The sequence below is a fragment of the Pseudomonadota bacterium genome (assembly GCA_039028155.1).
Classification (GTDB): domain Bacteria; phylum Pseudomonadota; class Alphaproteobacteria; order SP197; family SP197; genus JANQGO01.
Window position 1 is genome coordinate 12,774 of the sequence record JBCCIS010000018.1, and the last position, 23,338, is coordinate 36,111.

The following is a 23,338-nucleotide window of genomic DNA, read 5'->3' on the forward strand; positions in this document are numbered from 1 at the left end:
GGAAAGATGATCAGATTGGGGGACATTTGATGAGAGTGCTGAAACGACTTGGCCTTGCTGCGGCTTTCGTGGCGGGACTGGCCCTGGCGGGCATGCCGTCGTATGAGACGCGCGCCCAGGAGTTCATGGTGCTGGATGGCACGCACTGGCAAGAGATGGATGAGGGTCAGCGCATCGCCTTCGTATCCGGTGTCATGCACGTCCTGGAGTTCGAGCGCCAACTGAAAGGCGACACCATGATGGCGGAGGAGCGCAGCTTCGTGCCGCACATGATCGCCGCCGTGAAGGGCAGGACGATCGGCGAGGTCTCGGTTGACGTCACTGACTATTACATTGGCAACCCGGACGATCTGGGCCGCCCGGTCATCTCGACCATCGTGCGTGTCTATACCGTTCAGCCGCTTTAAACCGGCGCCAGACAAGAGGATCGAAACATGAAGAAGCTCTGTGTTGCCGCGGTCGCGGTGGTTTTCCTCGGATCGGCCGGCTGCTCGGATCTGACGCAGCAGGAGAAGCAGGCGCTGACCGGCGGCGCTGTCGGCGCGGTCGGCGGTACCATCGTCGGCGCCATGGCCGGCAGCCCGGCGGTCGGTGCCGCGATCGGCGGCGCGGCAGGTGCCGCGACCGGCGCGCTGTGGGACGACATTTCGAAGCGTCTGGAGTAGCCGACGTTCCAAACGGCGCTCGCGGCTCTCGCCAAGCGCACTGCGCAAAACAAAACCGCCGGCGCCTTTTTGGGCGCCGGCGGTTGTCGTTGTAAGGGGAAGCGGGTTTAGAAGCCGGCCTTTACCTCGTCGAACTTGATGATCATCTTCTCGCGGATGTCGGGCGGGATTTCGTCATAGAAATTGCCCTGGGCCATCAGCGCGACCGGATCGACGATGCCCAGGCTCTCCAGGATCTCCTCGTCGACCAGCTCATAGGTCTTCTCGTTGGAATGACCGTAGCCATAGGCCTCGATCAGGTACTGACCGGCGCGCGGCTCCATGGTCGCGTTCAGGTAGTCATAGATCAGATCGTCGGCCGAGTCGCCGGAAGTCATCACGGTGAAGCCGCAGATCCAGGTCATGATGCCCTCTTTGGGGTTCATGAACTTGACGTCGATGCCCTGGTTCTTCAGTTCGATGATCGAGCTGTTCCACGACCACGCGGCGACAACCTCGCCGGCCGCCATGGACTGCTCGAACTCCGTCGGCGAGGCCCAGTAGTAGCGGACGTTGCCATGGAGCTGACGCACGATCTGGGTCGCGGCCTCGATCTCCTCGTCGGTCATCGCGAAGATGTCGTCAGCGCCTGCCAGCAGACCGCCGACGGCGAAGGTGGAGTCGACCGAATCGAACATCGCGATTTTACCCTGCAGCTCGGGCCGCAGGAGGACGTCATAGGACTCTTCTTCCGGCGTCAGCGGCAGCAGGTCAGGGCGGTAGAGGATCGAGCTGTTCCCCCAGTCCCACGGCATGAAGTAGTACTCGCCGTCGATCTGGACGCCACGGATCTCCTTGGTGGTCGGGAAGATATCGTCCCAGGCGTCGATCTTGGAGATATCAATCGGACGGATGGCGCCGGAGTCATTCCAGCGCGCGACCGAGCCGCTGCACGGATGCGAGATGTCGGTCGGGAAGCCGGAGCGCAACTTCTGCAGCGCTTCTTCTTCCTCGGCGAACAGCGAGAAGGTGGGCTCGGTGCCGAACTTCTCGACATAGGCCGGGAAGAACTCAGGCAGTTCATAACCCGCCCATTCGAAGACGACGAGGTCGGCGGGGTTGGTGTTCTGGGCGAACGCGGAACCGGCCATGGTCGTGGTGCCGGCGAGCGCCAGGCCAGCGGCGCCCAGTGTCTTGTGGAAATCACGGCGCGAGATATCGCCGCTGATAAGGTCGTCTACCAGACGTGTTGCTTTTGACTTTCTGTACATACGAAACCTCCTGAGCCGGCCGTAGCCGGGGGTGTTGTTATGGCGCCGCGGACGGCGCTGTTTGGGTTGTCTTCTGTTAGACGTTACGGGTTTGTGTCGTTCTCCTTCGGGATAAAGTGTGTCGAAACGAGGGCCGCCGCGATCGCACAGCGATGTCAGTGAAGGTGCCGGGTGACGTCGTCGCGCGTCGCCGCGAGTTTCTTCAGGTTAAAGCCATAGAGGCGCGCGGCATTGCCGCACAGCACGTCATGCGCCTGTTTTTTGGTCAGTTTGGCGCGGATCTCCGAGATCGGACGTTTCCCGTGCGGGAAGATCCCTTCGTCGTGGGGATAATCGTTGCCCCAGAGCAGGCAGTCGGTGCCGGTGAACGAGATATTGTTCAGGGCGACCGGATCGTCGGTGATGGAGACGGCGCCTTGACGGAAAAAGTACTCGCTGGGCCGCAACTTCAGTTTGAGCATGCCGAGATAGCGGCGCTCCTGCATCTGGTCGAGCGCGTGCAACACCCAGGCCAGCCAACCGCATTCCGATTCGGTGATGACGAACTTCAGATCGGGATGGCGTTCCAGCACGCCGGAGCCGCATAGCTCAGCGATCGGCGACATGCCCGCCGCCATGCCGACGACCGAGATGCCGACGATCTCCGGCGCGTCCGCTTTCTCCTCTTTTTCGCTCAGCTCGCGCGCCTTGCGGTAACGGCTGGGGCTGAGGTCCGAGACACTGGCGAAATCGCCTTGCAGCGCCAGGTTACCTGAGAAGATGTGGAAGTTGACGGGAACCTTCGCCTCTGACGCCAGGCGCCAAAGGGGGTCATAGACCTTCAGGCGATAGGGTTGCCACGGCACGACCGCCGGCAGAAACAGCGACGCAAAGCCTAGTTTCAGGCAACGCCTGGCTTCCGCCAGCATGCGCTTGGGATCGTCGACCGCGAGCATGGCCGCCGGCTTGAAGCGGTCATGATGGGGACCGAAGACATCCCAGACGAAGTCGTTATAGGCGCGCGCCCAGGCGTGATAGTAGCCGGGCGTGTCGTTGCCCATGGAACAGGCCAGCCCGATGTTGGGAAAGATGACCTGGCCGTCGACGCCTTCCAGCGCCATGTCGTGCAGGCGCCGGTCGAGATCGGTGCCCTGCGAGGGGTCGGTACGAAACTCGCGCAGCAAATCCTCAGGCGTCGGCTTGCGCCGCCGGCGCCGGACCAGCGGTTTCTCGCCCTTCATGCGAATGTCCAGATTGCCGTTCTTGTCGACGTCGAAAATGGGCAGCCGGTCGCGATAATGCCTGGGCAGGCGCCGCCGCAATGCCTCGGGTTCGCCGACATGGGCATCGGCGGTAATCACAACATCAGACGTCGTCGAACCCATGCACCTGCCTTGCGTGGTGTTCGGAAGATCTCCGATTTTACACCGTAGAGGGCATCGCAAAAGAACGAATTGATGCTTTTGTCGAACAAGTGCGTGAGCAGTGAGGCCGACCATCGCGCGTACAATCGAAGCGAACATTGCACGCACGTTCAATGTCGCGTTGAATTACGACCAACAAGAAGCGCGGTGCCCTCGACTGGGGGTTGAGAGAGAAGCGATACCGCCGCCGCGTGCGGCTCGCACCTTCAGAGAGGCAATCATGAGCAGTGAACACGAGATCGAGTACACCGAAGGCTTCATGGATGTGATGGAGATGGTGTGGGGCGACGGTTTTCTGTCACCTGGTGGCAAAGAAGAAATCGCCCTCTTTCTGGACGGCCTCGATATCAACGGCAAGGACGTCCTGGACATCGGCTCCGGCTGTGGCGGCTGCGATGTCGTTCTGGTGAAGGACTACGGCGCCGGCAGTGTGCTGGGCATCGATATCGAGCAACCGCTGATGAACCGCAGCATTGCGCGCGCGGAACGCGAGGGGCTTTCGGACAGGATCAGCTACAAGCTCGTCGAGCCCGGACCGTTCCCGCTGGCCGACGAGAGCTTTGACGTCGTGTTCAGCAAGGACGCGATGATCCATATCGAGGACAAGCACGCCTTGTTCGCCGATGTCTACCGCGTGCTGCGCCCGGGCGGCGTTTTTGTCGCCAGCGACTGGACGCGCCGCGACGAAAATGATCCGGGACCGGAAATGCAAGGGTGGCTGGACGCCGTCGGCCTGACGTTCGGCATGCATTCGATGCCGTTCTACATCGATGCTCTAGAGAAGGCGGGTTTCCAAGATGTCTCAACGCGCGACCGCAACGATTTCCTGGTCGATGTCTTGACGGCCGACTACCAGATTTTCACAGACAGCGGTCGCAGCGAACTGGAAAAGCGCGCCGGGGGCGACGCCGAGTACTATATCACCATGTGGGGCGCTGCGAAGGCCGCCGCAGAGGTTGGTGAGCTTCGGCCCGCCCATATGCGTGGCTTCAAGCCGTCGTAACGTTTGGGATGTGGAGGCAGGAATGATCTACGAAGTCCGCGACTATCACATCCGGCCGGATATCTACGTGGCCTACAAGAAGTGGGGCGAGGAGGCGGTGCCAGTCTTGCGCGAGATGTTCGATGTCGTCGGTTTTTGGATCGAGGCGGGCCACGCCGAACCGGAGATCGACGGCACCCATCCCATCGGCGCGCCAATCGGCGAGGCGAATGTCACCTGGATTATCCGCTGGCCGGACAAGGCAACGCGCGACAGGGAAATCGAAAGCGCGTTCGCCAGCGATGTTTGGAAGGACGTCTGGTCGCGCCATCCCGATCCCGACGGCTATCTGCAGGCAAGCTCGCGGTTCATGACCGAGATCTAGCGCTGTGCCGCCAAGCGGTTCCACGAACCATGATCCGCTCTAGGGTCCGAGATAGGCGACGGACGCGACTTCGACCAGGAACTCGTCGCGCACGAGATCGGCAATGATGCAGTAACGCGCCGGCGGGTTGTCGCCGAAGAACTCGGAGTAGACCGCGTTGAACGCGGCGTAGTCCGCCTTGTTCTTCAGGAAGATCATGTTGTAGGCGATGTCGGCGCGGGTGCCGCCGGCGGCCTCGACGACGGCGATGATCTGTTCGATGACATGGCGGGTCTGCGCTTCGATATCGTCGCCGTGCAGACTGTTGCCATAGGCGTCGATCGGCAGCGTGCCGGAGACATAGAGGGTGTCGCCAGTCTTCGCGCCATGCACATAGGGCGCAATGGGTTTGGATGCGCCGTCGGGAATGATCGGCAAAAACATGGGCTGTCCTTTCCGTCGCCTGCGGGATCTCCCTTAGGACGGCCAGGGTACCAGATGTTTATAGGGCGGGTAGTTGTGCAGGCGCCGCAAGAGGTGCCAGCCATAGGTGCCGCGCCCCAGAAGGGGATCGCCGGCGGCTTCGTCAGACTCGATCGGTGAGAGCGGGGCCGACAGCGCGGGTTCCAGGAAGTAGCCGACGGACTGGCGCGCGGTGCCCAGGTTGACGACCCGGTGCGGCGTCGCGGGCACCTCGCCATCGGTCATAGTCTCCAGCACATCGCCCAAGTGAACGGAGATGCAGTTTTCGATACGCGGCACGTCGCGCCATCGGCCGTCCGGCGCCTGGGCCTGGAGGCCCGGCTGGCGCTGCCATAGAAGCGAAACGCCGGCGCCGTCCGTATGCCGGCCCGAGGCCAGCGGTGTGCCGTCGCCATCAGGATGGCGATCGTCGGGCATCTCATCGACGACCACGGTGTCGATCGGCAGTTCGGGATAATTCAGAAGCCTGAGCGTCGAGTTGCCGCCGTCAAAACGCGACAAGAGGTCATCGTCGCTGAAGCCGGCAGCCCGGCCGACCGATAGCATGACCTCCATGGCGATGTCGTCCATGTGTTGGTAGTAGGCCCGCATGGTCGCTGACCAGCCGGAGACAGGCTCGACGGCGGGCCAGATGTTCTGTTCGGCCAGGATCGCCATGCCCGGTATCGGCGGACCGTCGACGGGGTCGTCCGGTCCGATGTCGTAGATCTCGTGCTGGGTCTCGTTGACGGCGCCGAGTGTTGCCATATAGCCGCGATAGATCCACGCGTTGTCGGGCGCCATGACACGCGAGGCGACCGAGCGCTTGTGGTCGTCGGCGAGATCGAAGAACGACAGCATGGTCTCCGCGCGCGCATCGACCTTGTCGGCGTCGGGGTAGTTGGCGATGACAAAGCCGCCTGTATCGAAGACGGCGTCGCGGATGCGCCGGTCCGTCTCCTGGCGTTTGGCATCGTCGTTCCCGAACAACGGTTCGATATCGATCAGCGAAAGCTCAGCCATGGCACCTATCCGGTCGTCATTAACAAACACGGCGCGATAGACGTCGCGCTCACGTTGGCCCTGATAGGAATGCCAAGTGCCAGTTGGCTTGAGAAAACCGTGCACCCGTCTGCGCGCGCCTGTCAACGCCGTGACCACCGCGTGGCGGCTCGGCGTTCGGTCAGGTGTCGCGCAGCTTCTGGGTCGCCTTGGCGTAGAGACGGCCGGTTTCGTCGGTGGCGACCTTGTAGATTTCCTGGGCGCGGTCGCGGCTGATGAGGCCCGCCATGACATCGTCGGCGACCGCCTCCGCGTCGCGTTTCTCGGGCGGGCCGTAACCGCCGCCGCCGCAGGAGATGCCGGTGACGGTGTCGCCGGGTTCGAGCACGACCTGGGCCCAGCCGTCGGCTTCCTCGTGACTGCCGTCGGCGCGGGTGATGTAGTTGCGCGCCGCGCCGCCGGGCCCACCGCCACGCGCGCCTTGGGGCGGATGGCGCGTTCCGTCGCTTTGATAGAGCACCTCCATCGGCGCCAGGCGCGGACCGAGCTCGACCAGGGAGGCGGGCGCGCCGCGATGGCGGCCGGGGCCTTCGGTGTCGGGCACCAGGCGGCGCTGATGCACCAGGATCGGATGGCGCAGCTCGTCGACCTCGATGCTGTCATAGAACGACATGCCGGCGGTGCCGGTGGTGATCATGGCGAGCCAGCCGTCGGCCTCGGGCCCGGCGGCGCCCAGCGTGTCGCCCAGAATGAGCTGGTCGACATAGGGCCGGTTGCGGTGCGCGGGGTCGAGGCCGGAGACGACCGCCTGGGAGGCGGTCTGCACCGCGCCGGTCTCGGCCAGGCCGAAACCCTCGCCCAGCTTGGCGAAGGCAAGCTGCACGGCGCTGGTCAGACGGTCGGCGACGTTCTGGGTCGCGACCGAGCAGCTTGTCGGGTGGCGCGGGATGCCGACCACGCAATTCTCACGCAGGTGGACACGCAACCGCCGGAAGCTGCCGGCATTGGTCGGTACGTCGAGGCCAAGGCTGTTAAAGGTGCCGACCATGGCGGCGGTACGGGCGCACGCTTCGCTCAAGTTGAGACCATTGGGCAGGCAGTCGATGTTGTCGGTCAGGTCGATCTCGATCAGCTCGTTGGCCGGGTCGACGGCAATCTCCGCCTTGATCGGGATGCCGTTGGGACCGGTGCCGGGAAACGCATCGTGGCTGGTGGTGCCGGTAGCGGTGCCCGCGGGCAGGCGCGCGATCGCCTGGCCCATGACCTGTTCGCTATAGGTGAACCATCCGGTGATCAGCGCTTCGAAACGTTCCCATCCGAGCTCGTCGACGAGCGCTTGAAGCTCGCGTTCGCCGACCCGCGCCGCGCCGAGGCTGGCCAGATAATCGCCGCGCCATTGTTCGGGCACGCGGATGCGCATCTCGCACAGGCGGATGATGTCGGGGATGTCGCGGAAGTCCGATTGCACCTGGGTGGCGGGGAAGATCAGCGCGCCTTCCTCGTACACGTCGCGCGCGGCGGCGTGATAGGTGGTCGGGATCGCGTTGCCGATATCGGCCTGATGCGCCTTGGCCAGCACCGTGAAGCGGTGGGTGCCGTCGCGGTCGAACACGGGCACGAGGACGGAGAGATCGGCGGCGTGGGAACAGCCGTGATAGGGCGAGTTGTGCAGGAAGGCATCGCCCGGGCGGATGCCGGGATGTAGGTCCAGCATGGACTGCGCCATCTGATCCGGCCCCGCCATGACATGGATCGGCAGGCTTTCGGCGACGGAGAGCAGCTCGCAGCCAGCGGTCAAGATGCAGCAGGAAAAGTCGCGGCCGGTGTTGATGACGCCGGACCGCGCGGTCCTGAGCAGCGTGTTCTGCATCTTGCGCGTGATGCCCTCGATGCGCCGGTGAAACAGCGCCAAGTCGACGCCGGTGATGGTCGTGCTGTCGTCTGAAGTCATGGATCGGAGGGTACGCGACGCGTCGGTTCACAGCAACGCGCTCACGGGGATGGATCGTCGTCGGCGGCCGCCTTCTTGGCTTGCCGCTCCATCTCATGCTTCATGCAGGCCGCGCGCAGGTCTTCAATACGGCCGGGATAGGTCTCGTCCAGGAACTCAGCCGCGGTGATACGGTCGGTGCGGAAGTTGCGGAAGTCCTCGCGCAGTTCGCACCAGGAGGCGATCAGGCGCACGGTTTCGAAATAGACCAGGCCGACCGGCCAGATCACGCGTTCGGTTTCGTCGCCACTGCCGTTGCGGTAGCGGATCCGGATCTTGCCCTTGGTGCGCATGTAGGTGCGCAGGCGGTCCATATCGAGCGCGTCGGGCTCGGGCGATCGGGTTGCCGGCGCAGTCACGATCGAATCGACCAGCATGGGGCGCAGGTGATCGGGCACGACATCGCTGATCTTTGCGATCAGATCGCGCGCGGCCCGCGCAAGCGTGGGGTCGCCATGCTCCTCGACCCACTGGGCGCCGAGCACGGCGGCTTCGATCTCGTCGGGCCTCAGCATCAAAGGCGGCATGTCGTACCCTGGCTCCAGCACATAGCCGACACCAGCTTCGCCCCGGATCGGCACGCGCTGGGCGAGCAGGTCGGCGACGTCGCGGTAGACCGTGCGCAGCGACGTCTCCAGCTCCTCGGCAAGCTCGCGTCCGGTCAGCGGCCCGCTGGCGCTTCTCAGGATCTGGATAAGCTGAAACAGCCGGTCAGCGCGGCGCACGGTGTTTTCTCCTTTTCATGGGTGTGCGGCCTCGGTTGCGCGGCTCCATGGCCTTCATCATACTTCAAGCCCGTCAGCGTAATCGGAGGAAAGCGCCATGACGAAAGGCCTGGAACGGGTCGAGGGTTCGATCGAGGCCGCCGACCTCGCCAAGATCCTGTTGCGCGACGGCGCGGTGATCGTGAAGGACGCGCTTACGCCTAAGCAGCTCGCCGGGCTGAACGGCGATCTGGACGACGCGATCGCGGCGACGGCGCCCGGTCTGCGCAACCCGACCGAAGATTTCTATGTGGAGTTTTACGGCAGCCAGACAATCCGGCTGGACGGTCTGCCCGCGCGTTCGACGACGTTTGTCGAGTTGATGGAGTCGCGGTTGATGACGGGCGTCGCCGACATCCTTCTGCTGCCGAATTGCCAGGACTATGTGCTGAACACCGCGCAGCTCATCCAGATCGGCCCGGGTCAAACCGCGCAGATGCTGCATCGCGACGAGGACGCCTGGAAGGAACTCACCGGCCCGAAACCGCTGCTGCAGGTCGAGGCGATGTTCGCGCTGACCGACTTCACGATCGAAAACGGCGCGACCCAGGTGGTGCCCGGCAGCCATTTATGGCCGCCTGAGCGCGAGGCCGAGCCGCATGAGATCCAACGCGCGGAAATGGATGCGGGCTCGGCGCTGTTCTATCTGGGCAGCGCGGTGCATGGCGGCGGCGCGAATACGACAAGTGACAAATGGCGGCGTGGCATGTTCTTCGGCTATGTCGTCGGCTGGCTGCGCACCGAGGAAAACACGTTCCTGACCGTGCCGATCGAGAGGGTGCGCGACATGCCGGAACGGGTCCAGGAACTGCTGGGTTACAAGGCGCATGGCGGTATCGGCGTCGTCGATGTCGGTAGCCCCATGGCGCTGTTGCAGTAGAGGGCAGGCAGACCGGACGGGATTGCCGCCCGGTCCTGCCATCCATCATCCCCGCGGCATAGATTTCTGGAAGCCCGGCAACGCGCTGACACGGTCGTACCACGGCCCCAGTTGCGGTTCGTCCGGCACCGCCTCGGCGAAGCCGAGCTGGGTGACGTTGGAGGCGACGGACAGGTCGGCGATGGTCGGCCGGTCGCCGGCCAGAAAGTCGTGGCCTTTCAAGCCGGCGTTCAGAATCGCGCCCAGTTCCGGCAACGCTTTTTCGCCGCGCGCAATCGCCGCCTTGTCACCCTGATCGCCCATGAAAACCTTGTTCAACACGACATCGATCACCCGTGGCGACAGGCGGCTCTGATTCCAGTCGAGCCACTGGTCGATCGAGGCACGGGTCGCCGGGTCATCCGGGTACCACTCGGCGAGGCCGTGTTTGGCGCAGAGGTATCGAAGGATCGCGTTGGATTCGAAGAGCGTGACGTCGCCGTCGATCAGCGCGGGCACCTGGTGATTGGGATTGATGGCGGTGAAGGCGTCGCCAAAGTGCTCGCCTTTGTCGAGGGCGACGTGGACAAGGTCATAGTCGATGCCGGCTTCTTCCATCAGCGCGACCACGCGGCGGCAATGCTGGGAATAGGGATTGTGATAAAGCGTCACCATGGCTGCTTCCTCTGTCTGGTGTGGTGGGGAGCGCCGGGATAACAGCACCCTGCTGCCACCTTGCTGGCAGCAACCTGCAAGTCATTGACATAAATAAGGGAAACAGGATCACAACACGCCGCCGCCATGATCTGACTTTCGTTCATGAGGGGCTATGTCGTCAGAAGACGTTCACGATCGGGTAGACGTAGACGAGATAGAGATAGAAGAACGCCAGCGAGATGGTCAGCACGATGACGCCCAGCACGGGCGACTTGACCTTGAACTCGCTCAGCGAAAAGACGAACTCCGTCGCCTCCTGCTCCTCCTTCGCGCCGGTCTTTTCCTGGCGTCTCAGGCCGACGTGGAACTGAATGGCGGCGAAATAAATGCCGGCGAAAACCAGGATGATCACGACAACGAAGATGATCTTCGACGAGATGTCCTGCCACGTGAAGACACCGAGCCGGTGCGTGTAACCGGCTTCGCGATAGGCGTAATAGGCCTGCAGCGCGCTTTGATAGGCAGCGTCCGTTTCCGGGGACGCGAAACCGGCCGCCGGCGGGTCGGGCAGCGCGAGGTCTTCGCTCGTATCGCCCTGGCCACCGACCTGGCCCAGCCGTTCCATACGCTCTTCGAGAGACGGAAGGCTGCTGTCCTCCGTCTCTGGTTCTTGGGCCGGTGCCGACCCGGCGACGCCGATGACGATCAGCGCCGCGGCGATGGTGGAGATAGTTCGTCTCAACATCTGCGGCCCGGCCTAGGGACTGACGAGCAGGTTGATCGTGTCGATGTGCCTGTCGATTTTTTCATAAGCCGACGACCCGGCGCTTTCGTTGGCCAGGTAGTTGTTCACCGAAGCTTCATCATCGCCGACCAGGGTCGAGATGATGATCAACAGGCTCTCGTTTTGCTGAGACAGCCAATCCGCATGGGCGGTGTCGGGTGGCGTGCTTGGCGGCGTCGCTCCCTGGACATCCTGGAACAGCATGATCTGTTCCTGGCCGTCGGGGGTTATGATGGTGAATCCACCCGCATAGTCCAGGCGAATGGTGCCGTCGGGAAAGCGCGACTCGACCTTGCCGTCGGGCAGGACCCGCCGCACGATGACGGCGCCGCCTGTTTCGTCGTCACCGCCGAGCGTTTCAAACACGACGGCACGTTCGTCACACGCGGGAAGTGCATTCTGCCAGGATTGGCCATGCTGGATCTGCCGCTGAAAGCAGGCAACGGTCCATGTCGCATCGGTGGATTGTTCGCACAGATCGATAGCGTTTTGCCACATCCACCTGACGCCGCCGCCATGGTTCACGCCGCCATGCATGACGCGCAGGAAACACATGGCGGGTTCGATGGATTCGGCCCCGTGACAAAGCCGCCGAACATTGTCCGGCGCCCATGACGTTCGGCCGTCATAGTCCCAGGCGATCCGGCCCTGGACCGCTTCGGCACACTCTTCTGCCGCGCTCGAGGTAGCAAACATCACCAACATCGCAAGAGCCAAGCTTGCGCGGATTGCCCACATGGCCAATCTCCCCGTTCGATCAGTTGCGCTCGGCTTTCTCCATTAAGGTGTTCGGACTTCAGGTTACGGCAACTTCGTTCGCTTGACCAATGTCTATGAACTCTGCCGCTACGAGGCCTAATCGAATACGACGATCAGGCAACTGGACTGAGCGCGTTGGGAGCAGGCTTATGCGTTAGCTCTTGCGCCTTGCTTGCAGACGTCATGTGTGCGCTTCAATTACGTTGCGCAGGATTGCTCTTAGCGCATCCGGCCGCTCAAGGGGCACGTAGTGTCCGCATGAGGGAATGACATGCAGGCGGCCGCGCTTAGCAGAGGCAGCGAGTTCTGCACTTGCTTTTGGGCCGGGGGCAACATCGTCTTCGCCGGATATGAACGTTATGTCGCTCATGCACTCTGATACAAACCGACCGCGGCTTGGTCGACTATGAAAAGCCGTAACACCGCTCGCGATGTCGCTGGGCGACTGGCTAAGCGCGGAGGCCCGTGCGGCCTCAATGATCGTCGAGTCCGCAGAGCTTGAGAACAAGGGCCTCCAATAGAGCTCCCAAGCGCGGCCAACGCCGTCTTTCTCGATCAGATCGAGCGCTGAAGCGTGTAGATCTGGATCGGGGTTGTGCATCGCCTTGGTGCCAATAAGGACCAGTGCAGCTATTCGTTCGGGAGCAGCGGCTGCCACTTCAAGGGCGCACGATCCTCCGACCGAGCATCCAACGACAATCAACCGATCGCTCATAGGCTGACGGAGAACCGCGGTCGTCCATTCTTCGACGGTGTTGCCCAAACTGTACAGCGTCGGTGCGTAGGATGAATCGGGAAGCAGATCCAGTTGATGTGACCACATGGAGCCGTCAAGCGGCAGAGCGTGGAGGAAGAGCATTCCGAGGTTGGTGGAATGGGACATAAGGCCGTGTCGAGCAACCTTTGGGCAACGGGCGGTTTATGCGTGCGCGCCGGGTTCGACGCGCCTAATCGATCACGACGACCAGGCTGCCGGACTGGGCGCGCTGGAAGCGGGTGCCGGGGTCGATGACGATGGTGGTGTAGGGTGTCTCGACGATGGCGGGACCGTCGTGGATGGCATCGACCACCAGGCCCTCGAAGCGGTGGATCGGCACGGTCAGCACGTCGGGGCCGGGAAAGACGACCGTCCGTTCGTGGATGGCGCTCTGGCCGCTCGCCGTGTCGTTGAGTTGGCCGATGGGGTTTTCTCTGAGGTCGCAGGAGACGGTGGCGCGCCAGTTGATGAATTCGATTTCGCCCAGCGGATCGTCGAACGCGAAGATCTCGCGATGCAGCCGGTGGAAGGCGCGGCACAGGTCGTCGACGTCTTCGTCGGACGAGAAGGTCGCTGAAGGCAGCGGCAGCTTGATCTCCCAGATCTGCTGGGCGTAGCGCGCTTCGACGCTGTAGTCGATTTGCGGGTTGGCGTTGGCGCCGGCCTTCGCCGCAAAACCCTCCGCCAGGGTGGTGAGACGTTTGAGGCCGGCGTTGACGCTCGTCCTGTCGAAGGTCGACGAGCGCGCCGGAAAGAAGGTCGAGAAGTCGTCGCTGAGCGGCGACAGAAGACCGCCGGTGGCGCTGAGCGCCGCACCCGTATCGGGAAAGATGACGCAGCGGCAGCCGAGCCGGCGCGCGATGGCGACGCTGTTGAGGCCGGCCGCGCCGCCGCCGCCGATCAAGACGGCGTCGCGCGGGTCGACGCCCTGGTTGACGGTGATGTCCTCGATGGCGCCGGCCATGGTTTCGTTGACCAGCGCGAAGATGGCGAGCGCCGCCTCGTCGACCGGCATACCGAGCGGCCCGGCGACGCGGTGCTTGACCGCGTGGCGCGCCTGGGCGGTGTCGAGCGTGATGCTGCCACCTAAGAAAAACTCGGGATCGATCAGGCCCAGCACGACGGCGGCGTCGGTCACCGTCGCTTCCTTGCCGCCGAGGTCATAACAGGCGGGGCCGGGGTCGGCGCCGGCGCTCAGCGGGCCGACGTGGAGCAGGCCGCCGCCGTCGACCCAGGCGATCGAACCGCCGCCGGCGCCGACACTGCGGATATCGATGGAGGGAAAGCCCGTCATGTGGCCGAGATAGGGCTGGCCGATCCAGGTCTCGCGGGTCTCCGGGATCAGACCGTCGCGCACCAGGGCGACGTCATAGGTGGTGCCGCCGGTATCGGCGACGATGGCCATCGGCGCGTTGCCGTCGAGCGTCGCGTAGTGGCGGCCCGATACAGGCGCCATGGCGGGCCCGGACTTTACCGTGTGGATCGGGTTCGCCGCGACGTCGGCGAGGTCGCGGGTCATGCCCTGGGAGGTGATGAAGAGCGCGCGCCCGGCAAACTGCGCGCCGTTCAGGCGGCCGGCGAGTTCGCGCGCGTAAGCCGCCATGAGTGGCTTCAGCGAGGCGTCGATGGCGGTCGCCGAGGCGCGCCGGTATTCGCGCAAGGAAGGGTTCACCCGGTGCGACAGGCTGACCGCGGGGCCCGGCAGGTGTTTGGCGAGCAGGGTCTCGATCCGGTGTTCGTGGATCGGATTAACGATCGACCACAGAAGACAGACCGCGATCGCCTCGACGTCGGCCTCGCGGATCTGTTCGATGATCGCCTCGCAGGCCTCGTCGTCGAGCGGGGTCAGGACCGCGCCGTCGGGCCCTACGCGCTCGGGGATCTCGAAGGTCAGCGCGCGCGGCACGTAAGGTTCGGGGTAGGGGATCGAATAGTCGAACAGCGGCAGGCCGATGCGCCCGCCCTCGCGCAAGGTCAGGATATCGGGGTGGCCGGCGGTGGTCAGAAATGCGGTGCGCGCGGTGCGTCCGGTGACCACCGCGTTGGTCGCGACCGTGGTGCCGTGCACGAAAAGATCCGTCGCGCTGAGCAGGCCTTCGAGGCCGGTGCCGCGATCGTCGCCCGCCAGGGCCAGCACATGCATCACCCCGTCGACCGGATTGTCCGGCGTGGTCGGAGACTTGTAGAGGCTGAGCCTCCCGTCATCGTCCTCGATCACAAGATCGGTGAAGGTGCCGCCCGTATCGACCGCCAGCCGCATAAAGAAACCCCGGTGTGTGCGCTATGAGGCGAACCTAGCAACCAGAGTAGCGCACCGTCCACGCCGTGAAGAGAATTGACATCTCAAAAGTCTGCCAGACATTGAAAGGAGACAGCCAACAGCTTGCTCCAAGAGAGTGCTCATGACGCAACCGACTTACTTCGTGACGGATGTGGAGACTAACGGGCCGACGCCTGGCGTTCACTCCATGATCAGTTTTGCATGCATCGCTTGTCGCGAGTCGGTCGGTATCGTTGATGGGTTCGAGGTAAACCTGTTGCCGCTACCCGAAATGAGCGAACACCCCGAGGTGATGGCTTGGTGGCGTACGGAGCCCGAGGCCTATGCATACGTCAACGAAGACCAGATCGATGCAAGCGATGCGATGGACCAGTGGGTTGCATGGATTGAGCAATTCCCAGTCGAAAGGGTGTTTGTCGCGCATCCCCTGTCATTCGATGGCGCTTGGATGGACTGGTACCTCAGGCGCTTCAGTGGACGCCCTTTGTTTCGTGGACCATTGAAGGGCGCCAGCCTGTTTTCGGACGCTGGTTTGGATTTGCCGTCATATGCGGCGGGTAAACTGGGCATCAGTCCGGAACTGATGGATCAACACGCCTACCCCGACGATTGGATGGGCGGCGTTCCGCATAGCCACCGCGCCATTGATGATGCGACGGGCTATGCCCACCTCCTTCTCCGGCTCTTGACCACCTAGACCGAGGCGTATGCCGAGCGCGTCAGAAAACGAACGTCGCCTTCACGCGTTTGGAGACGAGCATATAGGGCACCAGGACGAGGGCGCAGAGCGCGGCGCGGGCGAGTTCGCGCCCGTTCTGGGCGTCGATCATCGGATCGGCCGGCACGATCGAGCGGTAAAGCAGGGCATCGGCGATAACCCAGGCGACCGAGAACAGCGCGACCATGATGAAGGCAGCCGGAAACTGGCGGTGCCGGGTGAAGAAAATGCCGATCAGGACGAGGTTGGCGAGGATCAGGCAGCCGCTGACGAAGATCTCCAGCATGGAGAGCTGATAGAGCGCGGGCTCGGCGGTCGCCAGGAACGTCTCGGCCTCGGCGCCTGTGAACAACGCTGTGGTTTCCTTGAGGACAAACAGGTGCCAGGCGAGCCCGGCGAGGACCGCGGCAAAGACCAGCCAAAGCCATCCGTTGAGGCCGCAAGGATCCGGTTCGCGCCGCGTCGCCGCGGCGAGCTCTGTCATCGCCATGGTGTCACTCCTCCCAGGCCACCACGTCTTGCGCACGGTGTTTCCTGGCTACCGCACCAGCCCTCCGGTTATCGGCAGGCGACCTGGTAACGGCAGTTCAACGACAGAAAGGATAGCGACCTCAGCCCTGAGGTCGCGCACTACGAAGGGTTACACCTTATTGCGGATAGGTGAGTCTCACGGGCAGATGCCTATTCAACTCCGCAGGACCCAAGGATCTGGTTCTGGCTGTCGTGGAGCCTGAGGACTCCACTTAGTGTGTTGCTAGTGCGGTCAAGAAGACTAGTGCTCTTTTTCGCCGCACTCGAAAGCGCGGGCCGCTGAAGGTGGTCGGTCAACTGCCCTGTGGTTTGCTCGGGATGAGAGCAAGCGCACTCTGTGATCCACCAGCCAATTTCATGAGCCCCTGTGCCATACCAATCAATGCACTCTCGCCGTTGTTGAACAGCATTCGAGCGTCTGCCTCGGTCAAAACAACGCGGGGATGGACAACCGGATTTCGATAGTCATCTTTCATCTGCCGAATAACTGCGAGAACTTTCGGATTTGGTTCTGGCGATGTCCCCTGTGGGAGCCCCTCTAAGTCCTTCAGATAGTCGTGCCAGCCTACCCTCGTCGCTCCGGGTTGATTGGTAAATGCTTGGTAATAGGATTCCAGTGTCGCCTCCACCGCACGAACGACGTGAAAGCCTGAGGCGGTGCATAGATTTAGTGCGAGGCAACGGCCTGCTGCACGCCAGTCCTCTTTGGATTTCTCGGAAATGAACTGCTGCAACTTACTCGGAAAACTATCATCCGCCCGGTCTATCAATGCTGCTGTGTCGTATATTCCTCGTTGAGGTATGTAGTAAGTAGTGGCTTCTGCCATCTCGGCACTGAAGACCGTCTCAAATGTGTCTACAGCGGAGCGCCACGCGCTAAAACGCCACTTTTCTACTGGCTTGGCATCTTCGCCAGGAATGTAAAACTCTCTTTCGCCGTCCGTGTTCTCGGTAGAAAAGTGTTCGGCCTTTATCCCGTCAATCTGTCTCTTGAGATCCTCGACAGCTGCTCGAGACACGCCAACTGGTATTGGTCGCCCGTCCAATAGTTGCCCAACAGCCTGTTCTGCAGTCCATAGTTCAAAGAAGATAATGTTTGGCGGAGTATCTACTTTGAAGCTGCTAAGCTCAGCGAGTTGTTTTGCTAGCTGGTAAAAGGCGTATTGATTAATCCGCTCCACGTCGTCCGCACCACATTCTTGTTCAGGGAAGGCTGAACATATTACCACACTCTTACCTGTGTTCGTGGATGCGTCACAATCAGGTCTAGAGAATCCCATTGCCACTTCAATCCGACATCTTTTAGTTGTAGAGCTGGGCGAAGATTCAGCCTCTATGCGGCAAGTCCTGGCGAAGGCATTTCTTGCTCCAGCGCGTCGAGGCGCCGGTCGAGGCGGGCGCCGGCGCATGCGAGCGCCTGGGTGCAGTCGGCGACGACCTGGTCGAAGGTGTCGAGGGTCGCGGCCGTCTTGAGGTGTTCGAGCGCCGGCAGGTAGAGGCGGTGGGCGATGGTGCGGTCGTTGACGCCGTCGCGTTCGGCCGCCAGCGCGGTCCAGGAGAGACCGACGGCGCGGCCCCACAGGATATCGGCTTCGTCAGGCTCCAGCTCGGCCAGCCAGCGCAGCACACGCATGCGGGCAAGCGACAGCGGCGGGCTGGCGGCCGCGTCCCTCAACGCGCGCTCCAGCAAGGTCAGGGTCCAGGTTCTGGGCTGGCTCAACTGTTCGGGCATGGCGATCTCCCTTAACGTCCTTCTTGGCGGGAGATCGTAGATAGGTTTTACCCTATTTGTCAAGAGGCACACGCCTACTGTTGACGAAGAGCTGTGGGCTAATCGGCGTCGGTCGCGCCGACGATCAGGAAGCAGCCCTGGACCTCGGTGGCAGGGACCTCGATGTCGCGCTTGGGATTGAGTTGGCGCAGCTTATAGAGGCTGTCGTTCCTGGCGACGAACTGCTTGACGAGCGCGGTGTTGTCGTGGCGCACGATGACCACGAAACGGCCGGCGCGGACGGGTTTGTGGGGGTTCACGTGGACACGGTCACCGTGGAAATAGCGGGGCTCCATACTGTCGCCGACCACATACATGCCCCATGCGCCGTTCACGCCGATAAGCTCCGGCGGCCTGTGGCGATATTCGACGACATGGTCATAGTCGACAACTTGCCCTTCATTGCCGGCCTGGGAAGACCCGTATATCGGGAAATCACGAGAGCCATACTCTATTGAGACTGCGCCCGCGGGTGGGCCACTTCTTGTTGATTGTGTGACCGCCGACACTGTTCGCGCAGCCTGATCGTCCTGGGCCAGGCCGACCGGCAGTCGCTGGGTCTCGCGCAGCCGGTCGGGATCGATGCCCAGCAGGTGGGCCGCGCCCTCCCGGATCTCCTCGGGCAGGCCCTTCTTCGGCGAACGCCCGGAGACATACTGCTGGAAGTAGGCGTGGTTCAGGCCGAGCGCGCGCGACAGGTCGGCAAGCGTGAGGTTGTCGCGTGCCTCGACCAGCCGCTTGATCAGCTCCCGTGGGGTTTCGGCCATGATTCAGTGTCGCTCTGGTGAATAGGAATTGCGACTAGGTTTTGACCTTGACGCAATAGGGTAATTCCTATCACATGGCGAATCATGACGCAACACACCAGCTCAGCCTTAACCCCCGGGTTCACCCCCGACCCCATCCCTGACTCCACGGAATCCAGCGAAGCCGCGACAGAGCGGGCCAACCCACCGATCGGTTCCGAAGCGGGTATCGCGACCATCAGGGAGCAGGTGTTCGACTGCCTGTGGTTCTCCGACGGTTTGACGCCCGACGAGGTGGCGTCGCGGCTGGGTCTCTCCGTCCTGACGGTGAGGCCACGGTGTTCAGAGCTGATGCGCCACGGGCGCATCGTCGACAGCGGCACCCGGCGGGTCAACGCGTCGGGCCGCAAGGCCAAGGTTCTCGTGGTGCCGCGCGCCGGTTTCTTCCGCAGGCGCGGCGCGAAGGCGTCGGCGGGCGCAACGCGGTGCCGGGCGGGTGGCCCCGCGCCCCGTTAAAGCCGCGACGCCATAGGGGCGGCTGCCGGTTGCCTCCTCAACCCCTACCGGCCGGCAGCCGTCTCTTCATCACCAAAAAACGAACCGGGCAGGGGACCCTTGCGACCGCAGCTGGCGGGGGGCGACTTCATGGGAACCACAGCACCATGCGACACTGGGACGATCAGGAAGTTCAACAGCTCGAGCAATTTCTGGCGCGCGGCACGCCGGTCAGGGTTATCGCGAGAGAATTGAAGCGCAGCACCGGGTCGGTCACGCGCAAGATCCAACGGTTCAAGAAAAACCAGCTGGCGCCACGGCCGGCACGGCGGCGTGCCTTGACCGCGACGTCGAAACGCAAGTGCCTGTCATGCGGGCGCTTGTTCCGCAGCGAGGGCATCGGCAACCGGGTGTGCGGTCACTGCAAGGACAATCTGCGCGACATGGCTCACCTGGAAGGGGTGACCAAATGACGGCGGCGCAACCGTGGATGAAGTTCTTCCCGACCGACTGGCGCGGCGACCAGGCCTTGCGCATCTGCTCACTGGAAGCGCGCGGGCTTTGGATCGAGTGCCTGTGTTTGATGCACGAGGCCGAACCTTACGGCTACCTCACCATCAACGGTCGCGCGCTTGACGCGGGCCATCTCGCCAAGCTGACCGGCATGGCCGAGGCACGCATCGGCGAGTTGATGGTCGAGCTGGAGGCAGCGGGCGTCTTTTCGCGCAACCGCCAGGGCACCGTCTATTCGCGGCGCATGATCCGCGATGCCCGGCGACTGCGCGCCGCGCGCGCCAACGGCAGAAAGGGCGGCAACCCGAACCTGAAGGCGGCTAAGCCGGTGGCGGGTGGGGGCGATCGGACGGCGCTTAAGACCCAGAGGCCAGAAGCCGAGATCCCAGACACCCAGATCCCACAAACCGAGAGTCCAAAAGAGGAAGGCCAGCCCCCTTTTTCGCATGACGGTTTGGCGGGGCTCGGCGCGCTCGCCGAGGACGCGGCGTTTCGCGATTGGGCGAAGGCGGCCGCACCCAACGCGGACCTGGCGCTGGAGATCGAAAAGTTCTGCGATCACAGCCGCGCCAACGGCCGGCGCTGGGCCGATCCGCGCGCCGGGTTGAAGGCATGGCTGCGCCGTGCCCAAGGCTTCGCCGAACAGGACGGCCGCGTCGAGCAGGACGCACCGCCGCCACTGTCGCCCGCCGAACGTTGGTCGGCGGTGAAGGCGCTGATGAGGAAGGACGTGCGCAACATCAAGACCTTCCGCGAGGTGATCGCGCCGCTGGAAGCCGTCGGCTTCGACCCGCTGACGCTGACCGGCCCGCCGCCGGATCCAGCGATTGCCGACAAGCTGCGCGCGCGCTGGGGCGCCGACGTGGTGTTCACCGGTCCAGACGACAACCCCGTGGAGAACGGATGAGCCATCCCGACGACATCACCGCCGCCGAGATCATGGAACGCCTGACCGAGGCCGCGCGCACCCTGCGCCGCCTTCCCGCGGTCAAGGGTCCGCACGAACACCGCAGCCATTGGCCCGACTACGTGCATGCCGCCCAGGAGGCGTACGGCTATTCGGGTGTCGGGCGCATCCGCATCACGCCCTCGCCGCGCGACATCGACGCCATGGACGAGGCGATCCCGTGGCTGCAGCTGATGGCGGACGACGACGCGCGCATCGCCTGGGCACGCGCCAACCGGACGCCGTGGTGGAAGATCGGCGCCATCGCCGGCTGCGACCCCCGCACCGCGCAGCGGCGTTTGATGGAAGCGCTGTTGAAGACGGCCGCGACGCTGAACGAGCGGAAGGCGGGGTAGGGCGCAACCGTGACCACCTATCCGTGTCCCCGGCGCGTGCGCTGGGGCATACTGTGCCGCGCATAGCCACACCGAGGGGGGATCAGGCGATGGCAACGCAGCAATGGGCGATCCATGACGAAGGCGACCGGTCGCGGCTGATCTGGTTGAGCGCGTTTCCGCTGATCGCGTTGACGGTCTTGGGCGTGCGCCTGGTCCAGGGGTTCATCTTCTGGGGCGGGGCGAGCCGGCGGCTGTTCTATGACTTTCATGAGATCCACGGCGTCGATTTCGCGGTCAAACTGGATTTCGAGTCCGCCGGTTTTGTCGCCAACAAGATGGTGCACGCGCTGCCCGGCGCGCTTTGGATCCAGGAGCCGTTGGAGTGGACGCTCGCCAACCCCGCGCTGATCGACCTCTCCGTTTGGTTCTGGACGTTCGCCGAGTTGATCGTCGGGGTGGGCCTGATCTTCGGGCTCCTGACACGCGGCCTGGCGCTGGTCAGTGTCGTCCTCAACATCGCGTTGATGATGATCTTCGGCTGGATGGGGTCGACCTGTCTGGACGAGTGGACGATGGCGGTCTCTGGCGTTGCCATGAGCGGCGCGATCGTGATTGCTGGTGGCGGGCGCCTGTCGCTCGATCACCTGTTTTTTGCGCGCGCGGTCGACAAGGGCCGGCGGCTGTGGCTGGTGTGGCTGACAAGTGGCGCGTTGACGCCGGTGGCGACGCGGCGCGCCGGCATCGCGCTGGCGCTGGTGTGCGCCATCTTCACCGTCGGCACCTATCACATCCTGTTCGGCGCGGTCGTCTCGCCGCTGGATCCGCGGGTGAGTTTTCACCGCCACCACATTGCGCTGAGTGATGCGGCGCTCGCCGACAACGGCAGCGTGACCTTCGACGCCTATGTCGATGCCGGGCCGGATACCGGTGCCGCCTATGTCGTCGCGGTGACGTTGACGGATCAAAGCGGCGCGATGCTGGCGACCTGGGACGGCGCGGCGCTGGCGGCGCTGCCGGAAAGCGCGATCGACAACGTCTATCCCTATGTCTGGGCGGCGCACTTCAAGACCGAGGTCGTCGGCTTCAGCGGATCGACCGGCGCGCGCGCGACGATCACGTTGCCCGCGCCCGCGAGCGGACTTGCGTTGCAGGCCGGCACCTACGACATACGGTTCGAAGCGATCGACGGCGCGACGTGGAGCGCCGAGGCCGCGCTTGCCGAATAGGCATCGAGAGGGAGGGGAGACGCGATGAAGGTCGATGCCTCGCCACAGGCGATGGCGGCGGTTCTGGGCGCGATGAAGACGGTCGCGTCCGCCGGCGATAGCGGCGCGCCGAGTGACGACGACCGCGCGGCGATCGCGGCGGCGGGTCACTTCTTCTTCGACCTGAAGAAACCGCTTGATGTGGCCGGCGCGGTCACGCCCGGCGAACTGGCGGGCGCGCTCACGGGCGATGACCTGCGCGGCCGTACAATCGGCTTCCTCGCCGTCATGGCGTTTGTCGACGGCGTGGTCGACAAGAAGAAGATCGCGCTGGTCGAAGACTATGCCGACGCGCTCGGGTTCGATGCGCCTTACCTGAAGGAGATGAACGAGGCTGTGCTCGGCCATCTGCGTTGGGCGGGCATGGACATGGTGCGTCACAACATGCTGTCGATCACGCACAGGATGTGGGCGGACGGCGACGTCATGCCGTGGCTTCTGCCCTATCAGGACGCCAACAACGACCCGGCGCTCGCGAAACGGTTCCACGATCTCGAGCACCTGCCGGAGGGTTCGCTGGGGCACAGCTTCTGGGATCACTACACCCACCACAAGTTCGCGTTTCCCGGCGAGCAGAACGCGCTGAACGCGATCTTCGCCGTGCCACACGACACCACGCACCTGTTGAGCGGCTATGCCACCACCTATGCCGGCGAGATCCTGGTCTCGACCTTCACCGCCGGCATGCATCCCGACCAGCCGGTCGCCGGCCACATCCTGCCGGTGCTGTTCAGCTGGCACCTGGGTATCGAGCTGATCGAGCACGCGGGCGCCCATAAAGGCGCGCTCGACCCCGTCCACTTCTGGGAGGCCTGGTCGCGCGGCCAGCAACTGACGACCGATGTGTTCGCGCCGGACTGGGATTTCTGGGCGCATGCCGAGGAACCTCTGGTGGACCTGAAGGCCGCCTATGGCGTGCCGGCGAAAGAGGCGCAAGTTTAGGAAGCCAAGGCGTTTATTGGTTCTCGCAGGGTTCAAATGCGCATTTGCGCGCCGGTTTGCGTTGACTCGTCACCGTTTGCATACATACAATGAC

General features: G+C 63.5%; 27 protein-coding genes. 12 read left to right on the top strand and 15 right to left on the bottom strand.

Annotated elements, in window-relative coordinates; translation table 11 throughout:
• The first annotated feature begins 29 nt into the window (after window positions 1-29).
• Window positions 30-407, top strand: a complete 378-nt coding sequence (locus AAF563_11475) for a hypothetical protein (GenBank protein MEM7121890.1) — start codon at window positions 30-32, stop codon at window positions 405-407.
• Between the two features lie 27 nt (window positions 408-434).
• Window positions 435-665: a YMGG-like glycine zipper-containing protein gene (locus AAF563_11480; GenBank protein ID MEM7121891.1), complete on the top strand. Its 231-nt coding sequence runs from the start codon at window positions 435-437 to the stop codon at window positions 663-665.
• A gap of 107 nt (window positions 666-772) precedes the next feature.
• Here AAF563_11480 and AAF563_11485 read toward each other — a convergent pair whose 3' ends face one another.
• Window positions 773-1,915, bottom strand: a complete 1,143-nt coding sequence (locus tag AAF563_11485) for an extracellular solute-binding protein (GenBank protein MEM7121892.1) — start codon at window positions 1,913-1,915, stop codon at window positions 773-775.
• A gap of 155 nt (window positions 1,916-2,070) precedes the next feature.
• On the bottom strand, window positions 2,071-3,279 hold the full coding sequence (locus tag AAF563_11490; protein ID MEM7121893.1) for an amidohydrolase family protein: 1,209 nt from the start codon (window positions 3,277-3,279) through the stop codon (window positions 2,071-2,073).
• Window positions 3,280-3,538: 259 nt separating this feature from the next.
• Here AAF563_11490 and AAF563_11495 point away from each other — a divergent pair, with 259 nt between their 5' ends.
• Window positions 3,539-4,321: a methyltransferase domain-containing protein gene (locus AAF563_11495; protein MEM7121894.1), complete on the top strand. Its 783-nt coding sequence runs from the start codon at window positions 3,539-3,541 to the stop codon at window positions 4,319-4,321.
• 22 nt (window positions 4,322-4,343) lie between these two features.
• On the top strand, window positions 4,344-4,685 hold the full coding sequence (locus AAF563_11500; GenBank protein MEM7121895.1) for a hypothetical protein: 342 nt from the start codon (window positions 4,344-4,346) through the stop codon (window positions 4,683-4,685).
• Window positions 4,686-4,724: 39 nt separating this feature from the next.
• On the opposite strand, the gene AAF563_11505 is transcribed toward AAF563_11500, so the two are convergent.
• From AAF563_11505 to AAF563_11520, 4 genes are all read right to left on the bottom strand, one after another.
• Window positions 4,725-5,108 (bottom strand): Rid family hydrolase, encoded by a 384-nt coding sequence (locus AAF563_11505; protein MEM7121896.1) that lies wholly within the window; start codon window positions 5,106-5,108, stop codon window positions 4,725-4,727.
• Window positions 5,109-5,141: 33 nt separating this feature from the next.
• Entirely contained in the window at window positions 5,142-6,149 is a 1,008-nt protein-coding gene (locus tag AAF563_11510; protein MEM7121897.1) for a 2OG-Fe(II) oxygenase family protein, read from the bottom strand.
• A 160-nt stretch (window positions 6,150-6,309) separates the two neighbouring features.
• Window positions 6,310-8,079 (bottom strand): hydantoinase B/oxoprolinase family protein, encoded by a 1,770-nt coding sequence (locus AAF563_11515; GenBank protein ID MEM7121898.1) that lies wholly within the window; start codon window positions 8,077-8,079, stop codon window positions 6,310-6,312.
• Between the two features lie 41 nt (window positions 8,080-8,120).
• Window positions 8,121-8,843: a YafY family protein gene (locus tag AAF563_11520; protein ID MEM7121899.1), complete on the bottom strand. Its 723-nt coding sequence runs from the start codon at window positions 8,841-8,843 to the stop codon at window positions 8,121-8,123.
• A 97-nt stretch (window positions 8,844-8,940) separates the two neighbouring features.
• Here AAF563_11520 and AAF563_11525 point away from each other — a divergent pair, with 97 nt between their 5' ends.
• On the top strand, window positions 8,941-9,762 hold the full coding sequence (locus AAF563_11525; protein MEM7121900.1) for a phytanoyl-CoA dioxygenase family protein: 822 nt from the start codon (window positions 8,941-8,943) through the stop codon (window positions 9,760-9,762).
• Window positions 9,763-9,807: 45 nt separating this feature from the next.
• Here AAF563_11525 and AAF563_11530 read toward each other — a convergent pair whose 3' ends face one another.
• The 5 genes from AAF563_11530 to AAF563_11550 form a co-directional block, all read right to left on the bottom strand.
• On the bottom strand, window positions 9,808-10,416 hold the full coding sequence (locus tag AAF563_11530) for a glutathione S-transferase family protein (protein ID MEM7121901.1): 609 nt from the start codon (window positions 10,414-10,416) through the stop codon (window positions 9,808-9,810).
• Between the two features lie 160 nt (window positions 10,417-10,576).
• Window positions 10,577-11,143: a hypothetical protein gene (locus AAF563_11535; GenBank protein MEM7121902.1), complete on the bottom strand. Its 567-nt coding sequence runs from the start codon at window positions 11,141-11,143 to the stop codon at window positions 10,577-10,579.
• A 12-nt stretch (window positions 11,144-11,155) separates the two neighbouring features.
• Complete coding sequence (locus AAF563_11540; protein MEM7121903.1) at window positions 11,156-11,920, bottom strand: hypothetical protein; 765 nt, start codon at window positions 11,918-11,920, stop codon at window positions 11,156-11,158.
• Window positions 11,921-12,122: 202 nt separating this feature from the next.
• A complete protein-coding gene (locus AAF563_11545) occupies window positions 12,123-12,824 on the bottom strand; it encodes an alpha/beta hydrolase (protein MEM7121904.1) in 702 nt (233 codons plus the stop codon).
• 64 nt (window positions 12,825-12,888) lie between these two features.
• Window positions 12,889-14,958: a hydantoinase/oxoprolinase family protein gene (locus AAF563_11550; protein ID MEM7121905.1), complete on the bottom strand. Its 2,070-nt coding sequence runs from the start codon at window positions 14,956-14,958 to the stop codon at window positions 12,889-12,891.
• Window positions 14,959-15,100: 142 nt separating this feature from the next.
• Between AAF563_11550 and AAF563_11555 the strand changes: the two genes are divergently transcribed.
• Window positions 15,101-15,676 carry a DNA polymerase III subunit epsilon gene (locus tag AAF563_11555; protein MEM7121906.1) on the top strand — a complete coding sequence of 192 codons (576 nt, stop codon included), beginning with the start codon at window positions 15,101-15,103 and terminating at the stop codon, window positions 15,674-15,676.
• Between the two features lie 22 nt (window positions 15,677-15,698).
• Here the strand turns inward: AAF563_11555 and AAF563_11560 are convergent, their stop codons facing one another.
• The 4 genes from AAF563_11560 to AAF563_11575 all read right to left on the bottom strand — a co-directional run bounded on the left by AAF563_11560 (window position 15,699) and on the right by AAF563_11575 (window position 18,766).
• Window positions 15,699-16,187 carry a DUF2569 domain-containing protein gene (locus tag AAF563_11560; protein MEM7121907.1) on the bottom strand — a complete coding sequence of 163 codons (489 nt, stop codon included), beginning with the start codon at window positions 16,185-16,187 and terminating at the stop codon, window positions 15,699-15,701.
• A gap of 334 nt (window positions 16,188-16,521) precedes the next feature.
• Entirely contained in the window at window positions 16,522-17,409 is an 888-nt protein-coding gene (locus AAF563_11565) for a hypothetical protein (GenBank protein ID MEM7121908.1), read from the bottom strand.
• Between the two features lie 152 nt (window positions 17,410-17,561).
• Window positions 17,562-17,960, bottom strand: a complete 399-nt coding sequence (locus tag AAF563_11570) for a DUF6362 family protein (GenBank protein ID MEM7121909.1) — start codon at window positions 17,958-17,960, stop codon at window positions 17,562-17,564.
• A 98-nt stretch (window positions 17,961-18,058) separates the two neighbouring features.
• Entirely contained in the window at window positions 18,059-18,766 is a 708-nt protein-coding gene (locus AAF563_11575; protein MEM7121910.1) for a S24 family peptidase, read from the bottom strand.
• 84 nt (window positions 18,767-18,850) lie between these two features.
• Between AAF563_11575 and AAF563_11580 the strand changes: the two genes are divergently transcribed.
• The 6 genes from AAF563_11580 to AAF563_11605 all read left to right on the top strand — a co-directional run bounded on the left by AAF563_11580 (window position 18,851) and on the right by AAF563_11605 (window position 23,244).
• Window positions 18,851-19,261 (top strand): hypothetical protein, encoded by a 411-nt coding sequence (locus tag AAF563_11580; GenBank protein MEM7121911.1) that lies wholly within the window; start codon window positions 18,851-18,853, stop codon window positions 19,259-19,261.
• 146 nt (window positions 19,262-19,407) lie between these two features.
• A complete protein-coding gene (locus AAF563_11585; GenBank protein ID MEM7121912.1) occupies window positions 19,408-19,713 on the top strand; it encodes a helix-turn-helix domain-containing protein in 306 nt (101 codons plus the stop codon).
• Window positions 19,710-20,660: a hypothetical protein gene (locus AAF563_11590; protein ID MEM7121913.1), complete on the top strand. Its 951-nt coding sequence runs from the start codon at window positions 19,710-19,712 to the stop codon at window positions 20,658-20,660. The genes AAF563_11585 and AAF563_11590 overlap by 4 nt, the downstream gene beginning before the upstream one ends.
• A complete protein-coding gene (locus tag AAF563_11595) occupies window positions 20,657-21,055 on the top strand; it encodes a DUF6362 family protein (GenBank protein MEM7121914.1) in 399 nt (132 codons plus the stop codon). The genes AAF563_11590 and AAF563_11595 overlap by 4 nt, the downstream gene beginning before the upstream one ends.
• Window positions 21,056-21,144: 89 nt before the next feature.
• Window positions 21,145-22,263, top strand: coding sequence for a TQO small subunit DoxD (locus AAF563_11600; protein MEM7121915.1), 1,119 nt, complete (start codon window positions 21,145-21,147; stop codon window positions 22,261-22,263).
• Window positions 22,264-22,287: 24 nt separating this feature from the next.
• On the top strand, window positions 22,288-23,244 hold the full coding sequence (locus AAF563_11605; GenBank protein ID MEM7121916.1) for a hypothetical protein: 957 nt from the start codon (window positions 22,288-22,290) through the stop codon (window positions 23,242-23,244).
• Window positions 23,245-23,338 lie beyond the last annotated feature (94 nt).